This is a genomic window from Acinetobacter chinensis (assembly GCF_002165375.2).
GTDB classification, from domain to species: Bacteria; Pseudomonadota; Gammaproteobacteria; order Pseudomonadales; family Moraxellaceae; genus Acinetobacter; species Acinetobacter chinensis.
Genome location: NZ_CP032134.1, coordinates 1,998,122 through 2,020,033 on the forward strand (window position 1 = coordinate 1,998,122; position 21,912 = coordinate 2,020,033).

The following is a 21,912-nucleotide window of genomic DNA, read 5'->3' on the forward strand; positions in this document are numbered from 1 at the left end:
TAAAGTCATATAATATCCGATGTTATAACCGAAAAATTACAGCTGTAACAAAAATCATCGTTTTACAGATTCAGGTTTATTCAATAAACAGCAATGCCAGTCTGACCTGATCGTAACCCATACGTGGACTGGTCGCTTCCACAATTGGACGCAGTTTGATGTTGCCGTCTTCGCTGAAGTTTTCCGCATTCTGACGCTTCATCAGTTTTTTATATATTTTACGAACCTGCTCTACAACTTCTTCACCTGGATTTGCAACTGAAATGTCCAGACCCTGCTCTTTCTGTAAACGCCCTAGGTGATTGATAATGGTTGCAGGCGTCAGTCCACGTTCATGTGCAATATCCTGAATTTCATAGCCTTCTTCAAACAAAGCACGGGTTTCATCCAAAGTCGCCGCAGAAACACTCTGCTTTCCACCATTTTTAGCCAGTTTCTTTTCGTTACGCTCGATTTCCACTTCATTTAAAGTCCCACCACAATGCCGGATAAAGGCTTTGTGCTGAGCACTCAGATCAGTCAGTTCATAATGCTGTTCAGCTTCACCAGACAGCTCCTGGAAACGCTTATCAGCCTTAATAGCAAGACTGTCCAGCTCCAGTGCCTGTTCATTAAAGCCCAAAAGTCTTAAACCGCTGATGGATTTCAGACGGGACAAAGCCACATAACCCTGACCTTTTTCAAAAGTATGCGTCAGATTGATTTCAGCGGCTTCAAGTGTCATGCCCTGAGATTTATGAATGGTGATTGCCCAGGCAAGACGCAAAGGAATCTGTTGAAAACTGGCAATGGTTTTTCCCGATTCATTGTCAATTGACCATGTCTCAGGCTCTACAGCCATAACCGTCCCATCGGTCATTTTCACCTTTGGCAACATTCCATGATCATCATCTTCTTCGAATCCAATCACTTCACCCATACTGCCGTTAATGTAGCCCATATCAAAATTGTTTTTGACAAACATGACTTTGGCATTCTTTTTCAGCACTAGTTCTTCTGGTGCCCGAACTGAGGATTTCAGGGTTTCCATCAGTTTTTCATTGCCATCCAATACGGCATTGAACTGATGCGGATCTGTTTCAATGGCATTGAGATGTTTATAATTGATCGTGTCCACATCCATATTGTGGGTATACAGACGGGTAAATGTATCGCCAATATCCTGCTGACGTGTCGCTTCAAGTGCCTGAATATGTGCCTGCTGAATATTCTGCGCCCGAATGGCATTTAAAATATCATTCAGATAGTCATCACCCTGACGGTGCTGCTCGGTCAGATAACAGACTCTGAATTTTGCCTCGACCCATGCATCTGACATAAAACAGAATTTATCACGGTTGCGTTCATCATTTTTTCCCACTGGCGGTAACTGGAAAAAGTCTCCAGCCACAATGACCTGAATCCCGCCAAAAGCCTCATCACTTTCTTTGAAATATTTCAGTACCTGATTGACCAGATTGAGCTGTTTTGCATGCAGCATTGAAATTTCATCAATGATCAGTACCTGAGCATTTTCAAGATGCTCTTTCAGGTATTTACGCTCTTTCATGTTCTTCAGATCAGCATCGGACAGAAAATCCTTAATGCCGATGCCCGCCCAGGTATGGATGGTCATACCATTCATATGTGTAGCGGCAATCCCTGTAGATGCGGTAATCGCAACGGGGACTTTACGGACTTTCAGATAGTTGATGTACTGATTCAGGGTATATGTTTTCCCTGCTCCTGCCGAACCCGTCAGAAATACATTTTCGCCAGCTTTTAGCAGTTTAAGAGCAGTTTCCTGTTTCATATGACCCATACCGTAAATGAACGGCTATAGCCTAACGACTTTTATCGCAAAAGTTAAGCAAAAGACGGATGTTCAGCCGATGAAACTGATCACTGCTGCTGAAGCGACTGATTCAGCCACTGAATAAATTCCTGCGCAATCTGTATCACAGGCTGTTCCGCTTTTTTATTATCCGGATATTCAAGCTGATCAAAAATCAGCATCTGACTGACCACATGACAGCCGAGAGTCAGATGTATGTTCTGCAAAGGACATGACATATGAAAAGCAGCATATTCACGCTGTATCATCTGACGGGCAAAACTGACCGCAAGACAGTGATGAAAATTCCTGGATTCTTCAATCATCCGATCCACACTGGTCAGTTCTTCAAAACACCAGCCTGAAAAATACTGAACAGGCTCTCTGCTGAATCCCTCCCAGCGTTCAATATGTAACTCTTTTCCAAGCCTGGACAGCACTTCTTCTTTCTGAATCTGCGCATGCCAGCCAACTGCCTGATGAAACAGCGCGTACCAGTTTAAATTTTTAGGCACAATTCTGAAATGCGTAAAAAAATCCATTACGTAGTCACGAACAAAAGCATCAAAAACAGATTCCCTGCATGTGCCATTCCTGAGGTAAAACCTTTGTCTGAATTCATCTGCCTTTATATGATGGCGCTGTAATGAAATATAAAAATCCCGGTTCTGCTGATTCTGAGGATGAATATAGGGCATCAGCTCATCGGGCAAATGACTGCATTGCTGCTGGAGATGCAGCATATAAGCCTGCATTATACGGCTCATACCGGTATAGACCTGTTTCAGCAGCTGACTGTCTTCTGAGGCAACATTGTGTAAAAGACTCATCCATTCATCCAGATAAAGAATGGAGGGACTGATGGCTGTCCGCTGGTCATCCATAGACTGCTGCTGACCTTTGAGTATGACTCCGCTATTATTTACATGTTCAAACCATTTCTGCTGAGTCGCAAAATAGTCGCAGCTGTAAATAAACATGCGTGCCGCGGCATAGTGAAAATACTGTAAAACTGCAAGAATAACCTGAGGATGCACCTGACTGGTATCCATAAAACTCAGTGCGGTCACAGTCACCCTTATGCTCGAATGCTGAATATTCTGACTGATCCAGTCCACCACTTCTTCTGACTGTCTGAACATCCAGCTGGCAGCACGTGGGAAGTCAAACAACGGAAGCCTGGCAACTTTTTTCTGCCATAACTGCAAAGATGGCTCCAGAAAACTGGTTTTAGCCAGGATGTCCTGGCGATGCCAGCATTCTCTGTTCATGAGCCGTACAAACCCCAGCAGATGACTGCGCTCCTCTGCATGAGCATACAGCAGTGCAATATCATCCTGATATTCCACGATATCTGCCAGCCTGAAACTCTCCTCGAACGACAGTTTTATAATCCTGCACATGGGTGCAGGCAGGAACTGAGCCGCACTGAAGCAGAATTCGTCATAACTGTCCTTCAGCTGCTGCAAAGGCAGAAAATCCTCAGGTGCCGTATATTTCAGAGAACAGATCTCCTGGAGCATATACAACAGGTGCTCTGGAACTTCTGTCCCGTTTTCAACACACTGACTCAGGATTTTTGTCTTATAAAACCCTTCCTTAATCATCATGTGATCAATAATCTGTGCCTGAATGGCTGACAGATACTGTAAAAACATTCTGACCCGCTCTGCACCGTTTATCCAGCGATAGACCTCATTCACGATCAGCTGTTTCAACTGCTGTGCTTTATTCATCAGGTAAATAGAATGCAGCGGTTTCTGATCCCCTGTCATAAAATTCACATCATGCAGGATAAAATCTTCCAGACAGCCTGCCCGAAACTGATGATGCCGGAAACTGAATACAGCTGACTGCTGCTGAAATGGAGGGCAATGAAACTGAACTGAAAACAATCCATTGCACAGGTAAATACAGGAGTGCTCCTGATCTATCTGAAACATATTCTGAGCATTCAGATGACTGATTATCTGAAACTGTTCCATCACAATATCCTGGACAGTTCCAGAAATACGGATCAGCTGTTTTACAATCTGCTGATACTGCTGTACTGAACGTTCCTGTTCCATATACACCTCAGCTCATTTTTGTTTTCAGTTCTGATCTTAACCAAAAAAACATTCTCTTTCCAGCGAGCCGATCTTTTTCCATTCTGATCTATCACCTTGACTGACCACTCTACAAGACACGCGATCACTCAGTTAAATATCAACAACTTAAACTCATAAAAATCACAAAAAACCGTTCAGTTTTCCTGTAATTTTCCCACTTATATTCTGCTTACGGTTGCTGATTCTGACTCATTCTGCATCACCTTACTTTTGGTAGGTATTTAGTAGGTATGAAAGCAGAACGGTTAATTTAATACTCAGATACACGGTAGAACACCGCAAACATAACGAAAATGGTAGAAGGAATCGCACCATGGCTTTTAAAAATATTGCAGATCAGACTAACGGTTTTTATATCCCTTGTGTATCACTTTTTGGACCAGGCTGTGCCAAAGAAGTGGGTGCAAAAGCTCAGAATTTAGGTGCTAAAAAAGCACTGATCGTAACCGATGCAGGCTTATTCAAATTTGGTGTTGCTGACATTATTGTTGAATATCTAAAAGAAGCAGGCGTGGACAGCCATGTATTCCCAGGTGCAGAGCCAAACCCAACGGACATTAACGTACACAACGGTGTAAATGCCTACAATGAGAACGGTTGTGACTTTATCGTATCTTTAGGTGGTGGTTCTTCTCATGACTGTGCTAAAGGTATCGGGCTTGTAACAGCGGGTGGCGGTCATATCCGTGATTATGAAGGTATTGATCAAAGTAAAGTTCCTATGACACCGCTTGTTGCGATCAACACAACAGCAGGTACTGCATCTGAAATGACCCGTTTCTGTATCATTACCAATACAGATACGCATGTAAAAATGGCAATTGTTGACTGGCGCTGTACTCCGCTTGTCGCAATTGATGATCCTAAGCTGATGATTGCTAAACCAGCTGCACTGACTGCAGCAACCGGTATGGATGCGCTGACTCACGCAGTTGAAGCATACGTTTCTACAGCAGCTAACCCAATTACAGATGCATGTGCTGAAAAAGCTATTGCCATGATTGCAGAATGGTTACGTCCAGCAGTTGCCAACGGTGAAAATCTTGAAGCGCGTGATGCAATGGCATATGCACAGTACCTTGCGGGTATGGCATTCAACAATGCTTCTTTAGGATATGTTCATGCCATGGCGCACCAGTTAGGTGGTTTCTATAACCTGCCACACGGCGTATGTAATGCGATTCTGTTACCTCATGTCTGCGAATTCAACCTGATTGCCTGCCCTGACCGTTTTGCAAAAATTGCACAACTGCTGGGTGTTGACACCACAGGTCTGACCGTTTCAGAAGCTGGTTTTGCAGCAATTGATGCCATCCGTGAACTGTCAGGTGCAATTGGTATTCCATCAGGTCTGGCTGAGCTGGGTGTAAAAGCTGAAGATCATGCAGTAATGACTTCAAATGCACAGAAAGATGCCTGCATGCTGACCAACCCTCGTAAGGCTAATGATGCACAGGTAATTGCAATTTTCGAAGCGGCAATGTAAGTCTCTCCTCTCCTTCTTTTGTCCTTTGACTTTCGGAATATCACGTCAGGTGATATTCCTTTTTTTTATTTGCCAGTGTCCCTTTCCAGACAATTCGTTTTTTGCTGATTCTTTTCATCTCTCCTCAAAACAACTCTTACTTGACAATCTGTATTGTCTAAAATACAAGTAATGTTCCGTTGCTATAAAAATGAGCAGTTTCAGCATGAAAACAATATTAATCACTGGGGCAAATACAGGTATTGGACTCGCTACAGCGCAGACGTTTGTCCAGGATGGTCACCATGTCATTATTGCCTGTCGTAACCCTGCCAAAGCTGAGCGGGCAAAACAGCACCTGGAAACATTCAACGCAGGCAAAGTCGATGTAATCGAACTGGATCTGAACAGCCTGCAACAGGTGAAAGAGACTGCTGAAAAAATTCTGCAAAATTACAGTCGTCTTGATGTACTGGTCAACAATGCTGGTATGATGACACCAGAACTGGAAACGACCGTCGATGGTTTTGAAAAACAGATTGGTGTGAACTATCTCGGACCATTTTTACTGACCATAAAACTGCTGCCTTTGATTCAGAAATCTGAACAGGGGCGAATCATTCATTTAGCGTCGATGATGCATGCTATGGGACGTATTCAGCCTGAACAGTTCAGAGCCGATCAGGTCAAAAAATACAATGGTGTACTCAGTTATGCCAACAGTAAACTTGCCAACCTGCTGTTCAGTAATGCACTGGCAAAACAGTTACAGGGTACGCATGTAACCAGCAACGCCCTGCACCCTGGTGGCGTGGATTCTGAAATATATCGGGAACTGCCTGAATGGCAATACCGCGCGATTAAGCTGTTTTTAATTCCTCCAGCGAAACCTGCAGAACTCATTAAACGTATTGCCTTTTCAAATGAATGGAAAAATAAAAATGGGCAATACGCCAGTTTACAGACTCCGGCTTTCCGTTCTGCAAAAGCCAAGGATGCCCGTCTGGCAGATCAGCTGCATCAACAGACCTTAACACTGCTGGCGCAGTATTTATAAAACTGACTTTTAATAAACACGCTATCCGTATAAATTAATCGTTAAACATCATTCTGTTGCTTTCAGGAATCATGAAATGAGCAAAACAGTTTTAATCACAGGTGCCAATGCAGGTATCGGTCTGAAAACAGCCGAGCTGCTGGTTCAGCAAGGTCATCATGTCATTCTGGCATGCCGTAATCCTGAAAAAGCTGAACAGGCAAAACAGCAGCTGCAACGCGCAGGCAGTGGACAGGTTGATCTGGTGCAGCTGGACTTAAACAGTCTCAGCAAAGTCAGTGGGGCTGCCGAGCAGGTTTTAAAAAATTATGATCAGATCGATGTCCTGATCAACAATGCCGGACTGATTTCACAGCAGCTGGACAGCACTGAAGATGGATATGAAAAACACTTTGGTGTGAACTATCTGGGACATTATCTGTGGACAATGAAGCTACTGCCTTTACTTAAAAAAGCACCCGAAGGACGGATCATTCACTTGTCTTCCATTGCTCACTGGGGTGGCAGCATTCAACCTGAGAAGTTCAGTGCGGTGAACAACAAACGCTACATCATGTTTCCAAGTTATGGCAGCAGTAAACTTCAGAACTTATTGTTCAGCAATCACTTAGCCCGTCAGCTCAAAGGCAGCACCGTCACCAGTAACGCCATGCATCCTGGTGTCGTGGATTCAGAGCTGTACCGTCAGTTGCCTAAATTTCAGTATATGTTTGTAAAGCTCGCACTGATTCCTCCATCTAAACCAGCTGAAAAACTGGTGCAGATGGCACTGAGTGACAGCTGGAAAAATAAAAATGGTGAATATGCCAGTGTACAGACACCTGCATTAACCTCTGCAAAATCCAGAGATATACAACTGGCTCAGAAACTGTATGACCTGTCTTATGAACTGGTGAAGGAATATCTGTAAAAATATCCAGTCAGATAATGATTTGTGTATATTAAATACAAAGATAAACCTTCAGAGAGAATAAAAATGACAACAACACGCAGTGCATATACCCAGGATGTCCTAGGAACAGGATATGAACAGCTGACCCTGAGTTTTCCTGATGATTATGATGGAAAAGTCACAGCGACCCTGATCCGAAAAAAGGCAACAACCCCAACAGCTAAAGCCGTGCTGTATATTCACGGATTTGTAGACTATTTCTTCCAGACCGAAATGGCAGAAAAATTTAACCAGCAGGGTTATGATTTTTACGCACTGGATTTAAGAAAATATGGACGCTCACATCTGTCTCATCAGAAATATTATTATGTGAAAGATCTGAATGAATACAATGCAGAAATTGATGAAGCTCTGAATATTATTGGAGAAGAAGGTCATACAGCTGTACTGCTGGCAGGACATTCAACAGGCGGACTTACCACCACCCTCTATGCAGCACATCATCCTGATCATCCACTGATTAAGGGTCTATGGTGTAACAGTCCTTTTTATGACTTCAATATGCCTGGATGGAAGAAAAAACTGGCATTGCCCCGACTGGCTGCACTGGGTAAACACCTCCCTAACTTAAAATTTCCAAGCGAGTTAAACAAATTTTATGTGCAGAGCCTGCATAAAGATCTGTATGGAGAATGGGACTTTAGCCTTGAATGGAAAAAACAGACTTATCCTAAAGTTTATCTGAGCTTTGTCACCACTATATTTGAGGCACAGAAAGAAATTCATGCAGGAGTCGCACTGAGTGTGCCTGTACTGGTCATGCATTCGCACAAAACCACATATCCGAAAAAGTTCAACCGTGATGCACAAAGTACAGATGTCATTCTTGAGGTTCAGGATATTATAAAGTATTCAAACAAAATACAAAGTGATGTCAATGTAATGACAATTAAGGATGGATTGCACGATTTAGTGCTCTCTGAAGCCCCTGTTCGTGCTCAGGTTTATGAGCAGCTTTTCCAGTGGCTCAAGATTAAAATAGCTTAGGCTATTTTAATCATTCGGTGTCAATCACTGATCTTCAGTGCTCATCCTTGTATTTCAGTAATAACTGATGTGCAGGATGGCTCTGAGGTGTCAGTTCTATCAGACGCTCAACGGCATCAATCGCTTCTGGAAAATGTGCCAGATGCTTGAGTAACCCATCTGTTTCATTGGCTTTGAATATAGCCTCACTGAGTCGTGATTCCAGACAGTCCCGCCATGCGGTTAAAAAAGGACTTTCTGTTTTCGCCAGAAAAACGCCTTTGCAGAGTTTCAGTGCTGAGTCGATATATCCTGCATCCAGTGCATTTTCTGCCTGTAAAAAATCAGCTTCAACATGTGCCAGTAGACGGTACGGACGTGAGCCTAGCATCCCCCCTAAAATATCCCTTAACTGCGACATTTCAGCTTTCAGTGTACCAACACTGACCTTGCGCTCTCCATAAAGTGCCTGATGCAGATTTTCCAGATTCAGACCCTGTGGACACAAAGCAAGAATTGTCAGAATTTCAATCTGTCGTGGGGTTAAAACAACAATTTTTCCATTAAACAACACCTGCGGAACAGAAAATGCCCGGATAAACAGATGCTGTTGCTGAAACTCCAGTAAAGCTGACTGAATAATTGAAGCGCAACGCTCCGCAGCAAGCAACCCCAGACTGTTGTGATGATTCCATGTAGTGGACAGATCAATCACACCGAGAACCTGCTTTGAATATGGATCTACAATGGGTGAGGCATAACACACCCAGTCATGTATGGATGACATGAAATGTTCATTTGAAAAAACACAGCTAGACTGCTGAGTTTTCAGCGATAAAGCCAGTGCATTGGTTCCTACGAGTTCTTCACGCCACTGACCACCTTCCATAAAGTGTACACGCTCTGCCGCACTGCGCATCTGCCCACTTGCCGCTGACCATATGATGGTACTGCCTACATCACCAACCGCAGCAACCATGGAAGACTGTTCTGCAATATGGGTCAGCTCATCACGGCAGTGTGCCACAGCTTTTTCAAGTACGCTCTGTCTGGTCTGTTTAATCGTAATCAGCGGGGCTGCTTCACGGTCTTTAGGAATATCTGCTGAAGTGGATCTTTGCCATGAACTGGCAATACTCTGACCCAGCAGATCTGCATGATGTAAGGACAGACTGCTGCTCTGGCGTAACTGTTCAATCTTATTGCGCTTTTTTACAAGTTCCTGCTGATTCATCATTTACTACATTCCTGTGTAATCACGCTGACGATATCCATTATTTTTAATTATTTTTTATTGAATAGAAATTGTTTATCTCCCTACACCCTAACATATCTACCTGTAATGCAGTCAACACTGTTAAGACCAAAGCGGTAGTAAAATTTAGCTGACACTTTCACTTTTTCAGCAACAACAAAACATTGCCAAAAATTAAATCTTAGCGCAAATCTGCTGTTCTGAACTCCAACCTTTTACCAACCTTCAGCATTCTATGTTCAGTTCATCATGTAATTTCTGACACAGTGTCATACATGCAACTTACATTGAAAAAATAAGTAAAGGGAAATTCTTATGCGTTATGTAGATCCAAACCAGCCTGGTTCAAAAATTCAGTTCAAGGCTCAGTACGAAAATTTTATTGGTGGTGAATGGGTTGCACCTGTCAAAGGCGAATACTTTGACAATATCTCCCCGGTTGACGGCAAAGCCTTCACCAAAGTACCCCGTTCTACCGTAGAAGACATTGAACTTGCACTGGATGCTGCACACAAAGCAAAAGCCAGCTGGAACAAATCATCTCCAACAACCCGTTCAAACATGCTGTTAAAAATTGCTGACCGCCTGGAAGCCAATCTTGAGCTGCTGGCAGTAGCAGAAACATGGGAAAACGGTAAGCCTGTCCGTGAAACACTGGCTGCAGACATTCCACTGTGTATTGATCATTTCCGTTATTTTGCAGGCTGTATCCGTGCGCAGGAAGGTGGTATTTCTGAGATTGATGAAGATACCATTGCTTACCATTTCCATGAGCCTCTGGGTGTTGTGGGTCAGATTATTCCATGGAACTTCCCAATTTTAATGGCAGCATGGAAACTTGCTCCAGCTTTAGCTGCAGGTAACTGTATTGTACTGAAACCGGCTGAACAGACACCTTCTAGTATTCTGGTACTGGTTGAACTGATTCAGGATTTATTGCCACCAGGCGTACTGAACATTGTAAATGGTTATGGTGCTGAAGTAGGTCGACCACTGGCAACCAGCCCACGTATTGCCAAAGTTGCCTTTACAGGTTCTACCGCAGTTGGTCAAAAAATCATGGAATATGCAACTGAAAACATTATTCCTGTAACACTTGAACTGGGTGGTAAATCACCAAACATATTCTTTGAAGACGTTATGGCTCAGGACGATGACTACCTGGACAAAGCCCTTGAAGGTTTTGCTATGTTTGCTCTGAATCAGGGTGAAGTCTGTACCTGTCCTTCACGTGCTCTTGTACAGGAAAGTATTGCTGAAGAATTCCTTGCAAAAGCCGTTGAGCGTGTAAAACGTATTAAAACTGGTCACCCGCTTGATACAGATACCATGATTGGCGCTCAGGCATCCCTGCAGCAGCAGAACAAGATCCTGGGCTGTATCGCAACAGGTAAAGCTGAAGGTGCTGAAATCCTGACAGGTGGTGGTGACCGTAAAGAAGTGGGCGAAGGTTTCTATATCGAACCGACCATTTTCAAAGGCAACAACAGCATGCAGATTTTCCAGGAAGAAATTTTTGGACCAGTACTGGCAGTGACTACATTTAAAGACTATGATGATGCCATCCGCATTGCCAATGAAACCATGTATGGCTTAGGTGCCGGCGTATGGTCACGTTCAACACATACAGCTTATCGTGCAGGTCGTGCAATTGAAGCAGGTCGTGTCTGGACCAACTGTTACCACATCTACCCTGCACATGCGGCATTTGGTGGTTATAAAAAATCAGGTATCGGTCGTGAAAACCACAAAATGATGCTTGATCATTATCAGCAGACTAAAAATTTACTGGTGAGCTACTCAACGAAAGCAATGGGCTTCTTCTAAGTTTTAGACTTGAATTTGGTGTGATTTAAAGCGAACTTCGGTTCGCTTTAATTTTTTATAAGATTAACCTTCTTGCAAAAGTGTTCAAACTCTAAATTCAAAAGCGTATCAGAGTTCCTTCTCCCTTTGGGAGAAGGCTAGGATGAGGGAGCTTTTAAAAAATATTATTTTCTTGTGCTTTAAACTTAAACCTTTTGCGCAATCTCAATAAATGCCTTCACAATCGGGCTGATCTGCTTTTTATTCTTTACTGCCAAGCCGATTGACCGCTTAATATTCGGTGATAAAGGTAATTTCTGCACATTGGGAAATAACGTCATCAATTCCTGATTCAATGCCATATCTGCCACAATTGAAACCCCTGCATGATTATTCACCATATTGATAATGGTTAAAATCTGCGAGAAATGACACTTAATTTTAGGCGTTAAATTTGCCTTTCTAAACATTTCAGTGACATGACTCTGACTCCCTGCCGAAGTCATTAAAAATGGATGCTCGACCAATTCTTGCAAACTCACAGCGCTTTGTTTAGCAAGTTCATAAGATTTTGGAATCAAAGCCACAAAAATATCATTCATAACAGAAAAGGTATCAAAACGCTCATCAGGCAACACCACAAATCCAACATCAATACTGCGCTCCTGAATCCATTGTGCAATATCTTTGTCTGTACCCTCTTTGATAAATACTTCAATATTGGGATATTTAGCATTGAATTTTTCTAAAATCAATGGAATCAAAACATTAGATGAAGATGCGCCAAAAGAACCAATACGCAAAGTTCCTGAATGAAATCCATGAATATCTGAAATTTCCTGTTCCAGCTGATGTGAAATATTCAGAATTTCTTTCACATGCAACAACAGCCGTGCGCCCACTTCGGTCAGTTCTACTTCATTATGATCACGGTAAAATAAAGTCACCGCCCAATCCTGTTCCAGACTTTTAATTGCATGTGAAATTGCAGACTGAGAAATCTGTAACCTCTGCGCGACAACAGTAAAACTTTTTTGCTCTGCCAGCAGTGCAAAAATATTCAACTGAGTAAATGTCATGCGTATTCAGCTCATGAGTAAAAACTCATTTTACCATGAAGACTCATAAGGAATATTCTCTACAGACATTTATAGACCTTCCGGAATAAAGAACTGATATTTTCAGCTCACCAAGGATCGGCACCACATATGTTACAAATGATCAATATTCTATTTTCACCTATTGCACTGATTGTCTTGGGATTCTATCTATTCCAATCGCGTACTTTGGATGAGAGGTTCTGGAATGGCGCAGAGAAGCTGAATTATTATGTGCTTTTTCCCTCCCTGCTGTTCAGTTCCTTAGCCAATGCCGACATGCACATGGGACACCTCGACAGCATTTTGATGGTGATTTTTGCCATGATGGTGATCATCATTGTCAGTACCTATGTTTTTGCCAAGCTGAATAAAAGCCCAGATGCACATTTCGGAGTGTATATCCAAAGCCTGATTCGGTTTAATACTTATATTGGGCTTTCAATTGCAACCACACTGCCCAATCCTGAAATTAGAAGTATTCTGGTCAATATACTGGCAATCGCCATTCCCTTTGTGAATGTGGTTTCAATCCTGTCACTGACACCTAAAAATCAATTAAATATTAAAAACATTGTCATTTCACTGCTCAAAAACCCTTTGATCAGCTCGTGCATACTTGGCATAGCTTTTAACTTATTACAGATTCCGATTTGGACAGGTTTTCAAAGCTTATTACAGGCATTTTCAAACAGTAGCTTAATGTTAGGCTTACTGTGTGTAGGAACTGCAATTCAACTCAAAGGCATGCAAACCTATTTCAAAACAGCACTCATCATCAGTTTAACCAGATTAATGATCATTCCCATTGTGGCATTTATTGTATTGCAGTTTTTTGATCTGAGTTACGCAGCAGTCGTTTCGATCATGATTTTCTTTTCGATTCCAACTGCTTCTGCGGCCTATATCCTAACTAAACTTTTAAATGGCGATTATCAGCTGATGGCTGCTGTGATCAGCTTACAAACGATACTGTCTGTAGTGACTTTGGCGATCATGCTGACTTTGGTGCAAAGCTATTATTTTTAATACTGATTCAGTAGCTTATGCATTCAATTCACATACTAAATTAATACTATTATGGGGAAATTTTAGATTCAAAGCATATCCAAAAGAATATCGGGAGTTCCTTCTCCCTTTGGGAGAAGGCTAGGATGAGGGTTTTTAAATACTATTCCACCGCTTGCAATGCATGTTCCACAAAATGCAAATGATCGATACCCCAATATATTTCCTCGCCTACAAACCAAGTTGGCGCTCCAAAAACTCCACGTTCAATCGCTTCCTCAGTCACTTGCTTGAGTTGATTTTTAACTTGATCATCGGCAAGCCATGTTTGTACCAAGTCAATATCGAGTTCCAAAAATTGAGCCAATGCGACTAGTTCATTCATATCATTTAAGTTTTTTGGCTGTCCAAACATTGCATCAAATAAACCCTGCAACACTTTTTGAAAATTTTCAGGCTGATACAGCTGAACTGCTGTAATCAAGCGCATCAGATTCAAAGTATTAATCGGAAAATACGGATTCATCTGCACAGGAATACTCCAAAGTTTTGACCATCTGCCCAAATCAATCATGGAATAACGTGCTTTCGCAGGAACAGCCATCGGACTGCTGTTTCCTGTTGCCTTAAAAACACCGCCTAACAGCATCGGTTTCCAGACAATTTCAGCCTGATACTGCTTTGCAATCTGCTGAATACGGTAAAAACCCACATAACTATACGGACTACCAAAATCAAAATAGAATTCCACCTGTTTCATTTTGCTTTCCTTCGCTTAAAGATTGATTATTTATTACTTACGATTTTATGGCTTATTACCATTTTATAGTTAATTACTAATTTACAGATTTAACCACTACAGGATTGATCATTTACGATCAATTACCACTTCTCAATCCAAGGGCGTAAATCCAGTTCATGCGTCCAGGCATCACGCGGTTGCTGACTGATGTGCCAGTAGTTTTCAGCAATATGTTCAGGATTTAAAATACCGTCCTGATCCTTCTTTTCATACAGATGTGGAAACGTATTTTTAATAAAATCTGTATCAATCGCGCCATCTACAACGACATGTGCCACATGAATATTCTGTGGTCCCAGTTCACGAGCCATGCTTTGTGCCAGTGCTCGGAGCGCATGTTTCGCCCCTGCAAATGCAGCAAAATATGCTGAGCCACGCATACCCGCTGTTGCACCTGTAAAAATAATCGTACCGCGCTGACGTGTGACCATCCGTTTAGCCACTTCACGTCCAACCAGGAATGCAGCAAAACACGCCATTTCCCAGATCTTGAAATATTTACGGGCTGTTTCTTCAAGTATGCTGCAAGGTACATTTGCCCCAATATTAAAAACTAAAACATCAATTTCACCAATATTCGCTTCAATCTCTTCAATCAATGCAATCACGTCTTCTTCTTTACGTGCATCCGAAGCAAAACCGTATGCAGTACCACCATCAGCCTCAATTTCAGCGATCAGTGGCTGTAATTTTTCGGCACTTCTACGGGTCATACAACTGATATAGCCACCTTTGGCAAACCGTTTTGCAATCGCACCACCAGTCGCATCTCCCGCGCCGATCACCAGTGCAACTTTTTGTCCGTTTTTGTCTGTCATCGAATCATTCCTGTTTCATTTTTATAAAATAACGGTCGTTATCATAACGGTTACTATGTTATGATTTTCTTCAGCGGTCAAGAAGTTTTTAATCTATACATTCTGCCTCCTTTGCCGCCATTCAGGAACACAGGAGCTCATATGCGTTATAAAGCAGGTTATAAAGAAGAAAAACGCAAGGAATTACTGAAAGTCAGTGGTCAGCTTGCTAAAAAGAATGGCTTTCATGCGACTGGTGTAGACGGTTTTATGAAAGAATCAGGTGTGACCAGCGGTGCATTCTATTCACACTTTTCTTCTAAAAATGAGTTATTTAGAGCACTGGTTGAATCCGAACTCGAACAGAGCATCCAGCTCTGGCAAAGCAACCCTCACCATGATGCTGCTGCCTGGATTGAATTTGAACTGAACCGTTACCTCTCACCTTTACATGCAGAAAAACCTGAGTACGGTTGTGTCCTGCCTGCACTTTCATCTGAAATTTCCCGTGCAGAAGAAGATATCAAACAGGTATATGAAGCTGAACTCATCCGCGGAATCCAGCTGTTCGAAAAACACCTGGGCAGTCAGGATCAGGCATGGGCAGTCCTTTGCCAGATGGTCGGCAGTATACTGATAGCACGCAGTGTTGCCAGTCCTGAATTAAAAATCAGAATTCTTGAATCAAGTAAGCAGTTTTTACTCAGTCAGATTGCACTTCACGCTGCATGAGGTTATTTATTACGATTTTATGACGAAATTTCAAACAATACATCTTGCCTAATCTACACAGTATTTTTAACCTGTAATCCTTTCAAGGATTGCGACTGACAATAATGACATTTCCTACAACTGTGTATGCGATACAGCATCTGGCATTTGAAGACCTGGGCTCACTTGAAGATGTATTTTATCAACTGGGATTCCGTGTCCGGTATTTCGAAGCTGGAGTTGATCACCTGACTCAGGCAATGCAGTACGAGGGCTTAACCGTCATACTGGGTGGTCCTGTTGGTGTCTATGAAAATGAAGACTACCCTTTTCTGAATGAAGAAATTTCATTACTTCAGCAACGTCTGGCACAGAACTTACCTACCCTTGGAATCTGCCTGGGCGCACAGTTGATTGCCCATGCTTCAAATGCAAAAGTCTATCCAGGTCACCAGAAAGAAATCGGCTGGAGTCAGTTACAGCTGACTGATACACAGGATAATATTCTGTCTGCCCTGAAAGGTTACGAAGTACTGCACTGGCATGGTGATACTTTTGATTTACCAGAAAATGCTGTTTTGCTTGCCAGTTCAGAAATTTATCCGCATCAGGCATTTCAGATTGGGAAAAATATTCTTGCACTCCAGTTCCATATAGAAGTAGCAGCTGACAGCCTGGAAAAATGGCTGATTGGACATACATGTGAGCTGCAAAAAGCAAAAATCAATATTCCGCAGCTTAGACAGCACAATCAGAAATACGCCTCTGATCTTGAAAATCAGGCAGCCATCATTTTAAAACAGTATCTACAGCAGATCGGTGCTGTTGTCTCCAGCTGATCACGGCATCATTTAAAAATCATAAAAAAAGCACCATTTATGGTGCTTTTTTTAACTTACAGCTGGAAACAAGGCTTATTTAGCAGCTTTAGTTTCTTCTTTTGCCGCAGCAACTGAAGCTTCAGTTGTGATATTTACTGTGATTTTATCACCAACGTTTGGAACATAAGCACCAACACCAAATGCAGAACGGTCAAACGAAGTTGTTGCATTGAAGCCGATAGACTGAGCTTTAGTCATTGGGTGTTCGCCCTGTTTATTCAATACCGCATCCAGCACAACCGGTTTAGTCACATCTTTAACCGTCAGATTACCTGTAATTTTATATTTACTGTTGCCTAAAGACTGAACTTTAGTACTTTTAAATGTAATGTTTGGATATTTCGCAGCATCAAAAAAATCAGGAGTTTTCAGATGATCATCCAGTGCTTTAACGTTTGTGTTTAAGCTCGCCAAAGGAATAGTCACATTTACAGAAGAATTTGCAGGTTTTGCATTGTCTACAGAAATTGTGCCCTGAATGTCACTGAAATTTGCAGATGGTGTAGAAAAACCAAAATGATTCCAATTAAATACAGTCGCTGTATGAGTTGGGTCAATTGTATAGTCTACAGGTTTTGCTACAGTGAAAGTTGCAACTGAAGCTACCGCTAAACCTAATGTAAGTGCTTTAAAGTTCATGTTTTTAATCTCGCTTTAGAATGGTTGCTAGTTTATACCAATGATATTTTAATTCACCGTCATGAATAAGACGATCTGTTCCATTCCTGGAACAATATCTGTCATTGTGTGCCTTTAACACAACACACCTCTCAAATAACTGAATAATAAAAATATAATTTCAAGTTGTGGAAAAATATGGAGATCACAGCATACAAAGAAGCGAACACCGTTCATACAACTTTGCCATTAGAAACAAAAAATTACAGTAGAAATTTCAACAAAGTCTTTTTATATACTTTGATGATAATGACTTAGGTATAAACATGAACAATTCCGTTCTGGCAACAGGCACCACAACGCCTTACCGTGTAACATTGACCAACCCACAGGGGCATCACTGGTATGCAGATGAACCTGCCGAAAATGGTGGGCAGGATACTGCACCCAATCCTTTACAGATCCTGTTATCTGCACTGGGTGCCTGCACCACGGTCACCCTGGAGATGTATGCCACGCATAAAGGCATTAAAATTGATCATGTTCAGGTCGATTTAATACTGAATCCAGATGGAGACCCTGAACCTGGTACTAATAAGATTGAAAGAAAAATCACTTTAAAAGGCGATTTTACCGAAGATCAGCATAAACGTCTGCTTAAAGTGGCTGAAAGCTGTCCTGTACATAAATTACTGACTTCAAATATTCAGATACAGACTGCACTGGTATAATATTTCTATTGATATCAGCTTGATACACTAAACCAAAATAGATATTTATGAATATCCACTTATAAAAGACTTTTACAATGAAATCAGTCTTTACCAGGCTTAATGAAGAAAGTCATATGATTAAGCATCACACATGGAAACTTTCCAGAATACAGTTAGCTGAAATACAAAACACTCCGTATGGAGTGTTTATGTGTATTCATTCAGGCATGTATTGCTGAACATTTCATGACGAAACTCATCGAATTTTACATGAAATATTCGGTCAGCAGATAACCCAGCCCAACGCCAATAAATGAATACAGAATCATAATAAAGAACACAAAGCTGGTCTTATTTTTCTTCTTAAAAAACTTCATCATATTAAGCGTACTCTGCAACTGCTGAAATAGACATTATATTAACCCACACCAGCTTAAAAATCAGGATATTTAATTATTCAGCCTCATATTAAAGCCATTAAGCAGACCACTTTTAAAATAAAAATTACATTAACTTTATTATTATCAAAAATTTAACCGAATGAGTATCGTCTATCGCATTACTGTTTTCATACCACTATTCAGTAAAAAACAGACCAGTTTTATTCCACTGTTCAACTTTTTAATGCACATAAAAAAAGCCCCAGCAGGGGCTCTTTATCATTACAGTTTTTCAACCAGAATCCGGTCTACATGCTTCAAACCAGTCTGCTTTTCATGGTTTTTACGACGGATCTTAATTTGCTTATCTTCCGCCATATCCTGAAGTAACAGTTCGACAGCAACCATAGCTTCAAGCGGTAAATCTTGTCCGATCCACTTCTGCTCACCCGCATCCATTAAAATGATTTCTTCACTAATCTGCTCATAAAGGCTCATATTTTCCTCACTTATGGTATATGAATCACCATATTTCATGATTACTGAATAAGGGCACAACTATATACCTTTTGTTTAAAACGTCCAGTATTTTCCACTCTATTTAAGCCATACCTCAAAAACAGTCAGATTCTATTGAAAATGTCTTTCACGGCAATAACGGAATCAATGATTTCAGGAAAATCTGATCTTTATGAACAATTAACTGCAGCCATAAGCAATTCAGGTCGCTGATTGATAAATTTAAAAGGCGCACCATGTGTTTCTGCATTGAACTGAATAAGCTTTGTCTGCATTAAAGCCTGTTTAAACTTATCCATGTCCGCAGCAGCATCATAAGCAAATGGATTTCCATAGTGCTGATCATCCAGAACAATATCCACAGTGATCTGGTCATCAGAACTCAGCCTGTCCAGACCGCCTGCATCTTCAATCAGAAATTTAGCTTTAACATCGGCTTCCATGCAGTTGAAACCAAATGATAAAACATAATTCCTGACATTTTTATTCTGAATAAATACATAATTCTGCTCAGGTGAATACAGTTCAAAATAACTCCATTGATCCTGTGGTGTGAGTTTTTTCAGCTCTTTTTCCCACTTTGAATGACTATCTACAATAATCCGTGTCGGTATCAGATCTGCCTGAACAGGCAAACTGTCTGCAAAAACCGGACTGACCATCACAGGAAGAAATAAAAGTGCCCAGCTGGCTTTCATTATTGTGTTCATACTGGCATCGCTCTCAGAATGCTTTTTTAAATTTATAAACTCCATTCAGCAGTTCAAAAGACGTTTGTTCAATGATTCAAATGTAAAAAAACGCCTCAATAATGAGGCGTTTTTTTATTTAAAGCGATGTGTTTTAAGCTGTAACTTCTTTCACAGCAGCAACAACTGCTTCAGTAGTAATACCGAAGTGTTGATACAGGTCTTTCGCAGGCGCAGATTCACCATAAGTCGTCATACCGATCACACGACCATCCAGACCCACAAATTTCCACCAGTAATCCACATGAGCTGCTTCAACTGCAACACGCGCACGAATGTTTGACGGAAGAACTGCTTCACGATAAGCAGCATCCTGTTTCACAAACTCTTCAGCACATGGCATAGACACAACACGCACACCATCAAGTTGTGCATACGCTTCCATTGCCAAGCCTACTTCAGAACCTGTTGCGATGATGATCGCTTTCAATTCGCCTTTTTCTTCAGCCAGTACATAACCACCTTTCGCGACATCCGCAATTTGTGCTTCTGTACGGGTCTGGAATGCTAAGTTCTGACGAGAGAAAATAAGCGCTGTCGGACCTTCGCTACGTAACAATGCAGATTTCCAGGAAATTGAAGCTTCTACAGTGTCACATGGACGCCAAGTATTTAAGTTTGGTGTACCACGTAAAGATGCAATTTGCTCTACAGGCTGGTGCGTAGGGCCATCTTCACCCAAACCGATTGAGTCATGGGTATACACATGAATCACACGCTGTTTCATCAATGCAGACATACGTACTGCATTACGCGCATATTCCATAAACATCAGGAATGTTGCAACGTAAGGAATGAAGCCGCCATGAAGTGCAACACCATTGGCAATTGCAGTCATACCGAATTCACGTACACCATAATGTACATAGTTACCCGCAGCATCAGACTCAACGCCTTTTGCACCTTTCCAGAGTGTCAGGTTTGAACCAGCTAAGTCAGCTGAACCACCCAGAATTTCAGGAAGTTGTGGTGCAAATGCCTGGATTGCATTCTGGCTTGCTTTACGCGTTGCAATGGTTTCTGCTTTTGCATTCACTTCAGCGATATAAGCATCTGCTTTAGCAGCAAAATCAGCAGGTAAATCACCATTTAAACGACGTTTAAGTTCAGCCGCTTCAGTTGGATATTTTGCAGCATAAGCAGCAAAAGTTTCATTCCAGGCTGCTTCAGAAGCCGTACCTTTGGCTTTAGCATCCCATGCTGTATAGACATCTGCAGGAATTTCAAATGGACCTTCAGTCCAGCCTAAAGCTTCACGTGTTAATGCAATTTCGTCATTACCGAGTGGCGCACCATGGCAATCTTCTTTGCCTTGTTTATTTGGTGAACCTAAACCGATAATGGTTTTACACATAACCAGTGTTGGTTTAGCCGTTTCAGCCTGTGCTTCCAGAGTTGCGGCACGAAGCGCATCAGCGTCATGACCATCAACTTTAAGTACTTGCCAGCCGTAAGATTTGAAACGCTGTTCTGTATCGTCAGAGAACCAGCCTTCAACTTCACCATCGATTGAGATGCCATTGTCATCATAATAAGCAACAAGTTTGCCCAGACCTAAAGTCCCTGCCAATGAACATGCTTCGTGCGAAACACCTTCCATTAAGCAACCATCACCCAGGAAACAGTAAGTGAAATGATCAACAACTTTGATGTCGTCTTTGTTGAACTGTGCCGCTAAAGTTTTTTCAGCAAGTGCAAAACCAACAGCATTGGCAATACCCTGACCCAATGGACCAGTCGTTGTTTCAATACCAGGTGCATAACCCAGTTCAGGGTGACCCGGAGTTTTAGAATGTAACTGACGGAATGATTTTAAATCTTCGATTGAAAGATCATAACCTGTTAAATGAAGTAATGCGTACTGAAGCATTGAGCCATGACCATTAGACAGTACAAAACGGTCACGGTTTGCCCACTGTGGGTTTGATGGATTGTGATTTAAAAATTCACGCCACACCACATCTGCGATATCTGCCATCCCCATTGGCGCACCTGGATGTCCAGAATTTGCTTTTTGCACAGCATCCATAGCCAATACTCGAATTGCATTGGCATTACGACGTTCATTCAGCGGGGTTGTCATAGATCAGAGTCCAGTAAATTTAAAATTAAAGGAAGAATAAAAATTCAAACTGCGCATATTGTCTTAGAAAAACCCTGGAGCGTAAAGCCCGATAAAGCATAAATAGAGTTTCAGTACGCAATAGAACAA

Annotated in this window: 20 protein-coding genes; 9 read left to right on the plus strand and 11 right to left on the minus strand. The window is 41.7% G+C overall.

Annotation, left to right across the window (positions count from 1 at the left end; genetic code table 11):
* Nucleotides 1-76 precede the first annotated feature (76 nt).
* On the minus strand, nucleotides 77-1,792 hold the full coding sequence (locus CDG60_RS10510) for a DEAD/DEAH box helicase (RefSeq protein WP_087512324.1): 1,716 nt from the start codon (nucleotides 1,790-1,792) through the stop codon (nucleotides 77-79).
* An 89-nt stretch (nucleotides 1,793-1,881) separates the two neighbouring features.
* Nucleotides 1,882-3,882 (minus strand): hypothetical protein, encoded by a 2,001-nt coding sequence (locus CDG60_RS10515; protein WP_087512325.1) that lies wholly within the window; start codon nucleotides 3,880-3,882, stop codon nucleotides 1,882-1,884.
* Nucleotides 3,883-4,237: 355 nt separating this feature from the next.
* Between CDG60_RS10515 and mdh the strand changes: the two genes are divergently transcribed.
* From mdh to CDG60_RS10535, 4 genes are all read left to right on the plus strand, one after another.
* Nucleotides 4,238-5,410, plus strand: a complete 1,173-nt coding sequence (gene mdh, locus CDG60_RS10520) for an iron-dependent methanol dehydrogenase (RefSeq protein ID WP_087512326.1) — start codon at nucleotides 4,238-4,240, stop codon at nucleotides 5,408-5,410.
* Nucleotides 5,411-5,615: 205 nt separating this feature from the next.
* Nucleotides 5,616-6,446 carry an SDR family oxidoreductase gene (locus tag CDG60_RS10525; RefSeq protein ID WP_087512327.1) on the plus strand — a complete coding sequence of 277 codons (831 nt, stop codon included), beginning with the start codon at nucleotides 5,616-5,618 and terminating at the stop codon, nucleotides 6,444-6,446.
* A 76-nt stretch (nucleotides 6,447-6,522) separates the two neighbouring features.
* On the plus strand, nucleotides 6,523-7,356 hold the full coding sequence (locus tag CDG60_RS10530; protein ID WP_087512328.1) for an SDR family oxidoreductase: 834 nt from the start codon (nucleotides 6,523-6,525) through the stop codon (nucleotides 7,354-7,356).
* A gap of 66 nt (nucleotides 7,357-7,422) precedes the next feature.
* Nucleotides 7,423-8,385, plus strand: a complete 963-nt coding sequence (locus CDG60_RS10535) for an alpha/beta hydrolase (protein WP_087512329.1) — start codon at nucleotides 7,423-7,425, stop codon at nucleotides 8,383-8,385.
* Nucleotides 8,386-8,419: 34 nt separating this feature from the next.
* Here the strand turns inward: CDG60_RS10535 and CDG60_RS10540 are convergent, their stop codons facing one another.
* Complete coding sequence (locus tag CDG60_RS10540; protein ID WP_087512330.1) at nucleotides 8,420-9,601, minus strand: sigma-54-dependent transcriptional regulator family protein; 1,182 nt, start codon at nucleotides 9,599-9,601, stop codon at nucleotides 8,420-8,422.
* A gap of 333 nt (nucleotides 9,602-9,934) precedes the next feature.
* Between CDG60_RS10540 and exaC the strand changes: the two genes are divergently transcribed.
* Entirely contained in the window at nucleotides 9,935-11,446 is a 1,512-nt protein-coding gene (gene exaC, locus CDG60_RS10545) for an acetaldehyde dehydrogenase ExaC (RefSeq protein ID WP_087512331.1), read from the plus strand.
* 185 nt (nucleotides 11,447-11,631) lie between these two features.
* Here the strand turns inward: exaC and CDG60_RS10550 are convergent, their stop codons facing one another.
* Nucleotides 11,632-12,504, minus strand: a complete 873-nt coding sequence (locus tag CDG60_RS10550; RefSeq protein ID WP_087512332.1) for a LysR family transcriptional regulator — start codon at nucleotides 12,502-12,504, stop codon at nucleotides 11,632-11,634.
* Between the two features lie 129 nt (nucleotides 12,505-12,633).
* Between CDG60_RS10550 and CDG60_RS10555 the strand changes: the two genes are divergently transcribed.
* Nucleotides 12,634-13,551, plus strand: a complete 918-nt coding sequence (locus CDG60_RS10555) for an AEC family transporter (protein WP_087512333.1) — start codon at nucleotides 12,634-12,636, stop codon at nucleotides 13,549-13,551.
* Nucleotides 13,552-13,693: 142 nt separating this feature from the next.
* Here CDG60_RS10555 and CDG60_RS10560 read toward each other — a convergent pair whose 3' ends face one another.
* Both CDG60_RS10560 and CDG60_RS10565 read right to left on the minus strand, forming a co-directional pair.
* Nucleotides 13,694-14,290, minus strand: coding sequence for a 2-hydroxychromene-2-carboxylate isomerase (locus tag CDG60_RS10560; protein WP_087512334.1), 597 nt, complete (start codon nucleotides 14,288-14,290; stop codon nucleotides 13,694-13,696).
* A 122-nt stretch (nucleotides 14,291-14,412) separates the two neighbouring features.
* Nucleotides 14,413-15,150, minus strand: coding sequence for an SDR family oxidoreductase (locus CDG60_RS10565; protein WP_087512335.1), 738 nt, complete (start codon nucleotides 15,148-15,150; stop codon nucleotides 14,413-14,415).
* A 141-nt stretch (nucleotides 15,151-15,291) separates the two neighbouring features.
* Between CDG60_RS10565 and CDG60_RS10570 the strand changes: the two genes are divergently transcribed.
* Entirely contained in the window at nucleotides 15,292-15,861 is a 570-nt protein-coding gene (locus CDG60_RS10570) for a TetR/AcrR family transcriptional regulator (protein ID WP_087512336.1), read from the plus strand.
* A 104-nt stretch (nucleotides 15,862-15,965) separates the two neighbouring features.
* Nucleotides 15,966-16,679: a glutamine amidotransferase gene (locus CDG60_RS10575; protein ID WP_087512337.1), complete on the plus strand. Its 714-nt coding sequence runs from the start codon at nucleotides 15,966-15,968 to the stop codon at nucleotides 16,677-16,679.
* A 75-nt stretch (nucleotides 16,680-16,754) separates the two neighbouring features.
* Here the strand turns inward: CDG60_RS10575 and CDG60_RS10580 are convergent, their stop codons facing one another.
* Nucleotides 16,755-17,360, minus strand: a complete 606-nt coding sequence (locus tag CDG60_RS10580) for a YceI family protein (protein WP_087512338.1) — start codon at nucleotides 17,358-17,360, stop codon at nucleotides 16,755-16,757.
* 305 nt (nucleotides 17,361-17,665) lie between these two features.
* Here CDG60_RS10580 and CDG60_RS10585 point away from each other — a divergent pair, with 305 nt between their 5' ends.
* The gene (locus CDG60_RS10585) at nucleotides 17,666-18,070 is read left to right on the plus strand and encodes an OsmC family protein (protein ID WP_087512339.1); all 405 of its coding nucleotides are present in this window, start codon (nucleotides 17,666-17,668) and stop codon (nucleotides 18,068-18,070) included.
* A gap of 248 nt (nucleotides 18,071-18,318) precedes the next feature.
* Here CDG60_RS10585 and CDG60_RS18415 read toward each other — a convergent pair whose 3' ends face one another.
* The 4 genes from CDG60_RS18415 to tkt all read right to left on the minus strand — a co-directional run bounded on the left by CDG60_RS18415 (nucleotide 18,319) and on the right by tkt (nucleotide 21,783).
* Nucleotides 18,319-18,429, minus strand: a complete 111-nt coding sequence (locus CDG60_RS18415; RefSeq protein WP_087512410.1) for a hypothetical protein — start codon at nucleotides 18,427-18,429, stop codon at nucleotides 18,319-18,321.
* Between the two features lie 285 nt (nucleotides 18,430-18,714).
* A complete protein-coding gene (locus CDG60_RS10590; protein WP_087512411.1) occupies nucleotides 18,715-18,930 on the minus strand; it encodes a hypothetical protein in 216 nt (71 codons plus the stop codon).
* A gap of 191 nt (nucleotides 18,931-19,121) precedes the next feature.
* Complete coding sequence (locus tag CDG60_RS10595) at nucleotides 19,122-19,661, minus strand: hypothetical protein (protein WP_160117031.1); 540 nt, start codon at nucleotides 19,659-19,661, stop codon at nucleotides 19,122-19,124.
* Between the two features lie 133 nt (nucleotides 19,662-19,794).
* Complete coding sequence (gene tkt / locus CDG60_RS10600) at nucleotides 19,795-21,783, minus strand: transketolase (RefSeq protein ID WP_087512341.1); 1,989 nt, start codon at nucleotides 21,781-21,783, stop codon at nucleotides 19,795-19,797.
* Nucleotides 21,784-21,912: the final 129 nt, after the last annotated feature.